Origin of the sequence: Nonomuraea lactucae (assembly GCF_003313395.1) — a bacterium.
GTDB classification, from domain to species: domain Bacteria; phylum Actinomycetota; class Actinomycetes; order Streptosporangiales; family Streptosporangiaceae; genus Nonomuraea; species Nonomuraea lactucae.
Window position 1 is genome coordinate 1 of sequence record NZ_QNFZ01000468.1, and the last position, 1,213, is coordinate 1,213.

At 70.2% G+C, this 1,213-nt stretch carries 2 protein-coding genes; both read right to left on the bottom strand.

All coding sequences use genetic code 11. From position 1 onward, the window contains the following. On the bottom strand, nt 1-928 hold a 928-nt coding region (locus DQW85_RS22715), incomplete at its 3' end, for a serine/threonine protein kinase (RefSeq protein WP_162795252.1). Further along, a partial coding sequence (locus DQW85_RS22720) for a zinc-ribbon domain-containing protein (protein ID WP_113702175.1) occupies nt 928-1,213 on the bottom strand: 286 nt, incomplete at its 5' end. The genes DQW85_RS22715 and DQW85_RS22720, both read right to left, overlap by 1 nt.

A 1,213-nucleotide genomic window follows, 5' to 3' on the forward strand; every position in this document is an offset into this window, starting at 1 on the left:
AGCCGCCGGGGCCGGTGGTGGCGGTGGTGCCGGCGCCCCCGGTCGAGCCGCTGGGCACGGTGGGCCCCGCGAGCGCGGACTCGGGCAGCCCGCCGCTGATGGCGTCGCGGAGCGCGGTGACGAACGCCGCGCAGGTCGGGTAGCGCTGTTCGGGCTGCTTGGACAGCGCCCGGTACATCACCGGGTCGACGTCGGCGGGCAGCTCCGGCCTCATGTGCGACAGCGGGGCCGGCTGCTCGGCCAGATGGGCCCAGAGCAGGGCTATGTCGTTGTCCCGCTGAAAGGGCAGCCTCCCGGACAGCGCCTCGTAGACCACGCACGCCAGCGCGTACTGGTCGGCCCGGCCGTCGATGTGCTCCTTGTTGATCTGCTCGGGCGACATGTAGCGCGGCGTGCCGATGAACTGGTCGGTCTGCGTGAGCCCGGAGATCGAGGTGCGATGCTTGGTGATGCCGAAGTCGGTGAGGTAGACGTGGTCGCCGGCCAGGAGGATGTTGGCCGGCTTGACGTCGCGATGGATCAGGTCGTGGGCGTGGGCGGCGTCGAGCGCGGCGGCCACCTGGGCGAAGATCTGGTTGGCCTGGCCGATCGGCAGCGGCCCCCGGTCGTAGATGAGGCGGCGCAGGTCGAGCCCGTCGACGTAGCGCATCGAGATGTAGAGCACGCCGTCGGCGTCGGTGTTGGCCTCGTAGATCGGGATGATGTTGGGGTGCTCGATGCTGGCGACCGTCCTGGACTCCAGGATGAACCTCTGCCGGAAGCGGTCGTCGACGCTGAGCACCGGGTTGAGGATCTTGAGGGCCACCCGGCGGCTCAGCCGTGGGTCCAGCGCCAGGTAGACGACGGCCATGCCGCCCTTGCCGACGATGTCCTCGATGTAGTAGCCGGCCACCTCCTGGCCGATGAGCGATCTGTCGTTCAATTGCATCACGTCTCGCTGGGGTGACCGCAGTAGCCGCAGAACCGGTGCGCGGGCCCCAGCTTCATCCCGCACGATGTGCAGTATTTCATGGTGGTCTCGGGTGCTGTCAGCACCTGCTTCTGCTGCGGGATCACCGCGAACGGCTGCGAACGGCGGACGACCACCGTCTGGCTGGAGCCCTCGTCGAGGGGCGGCGGCTGCGTGCTGACGGGTGGCGGCGGGGCGGGTACGGGCTCGGGCGCGCGGCGGCGCCGCCACAGCAGGAACGCGCCGCTGCCCGCCGCCACGAAC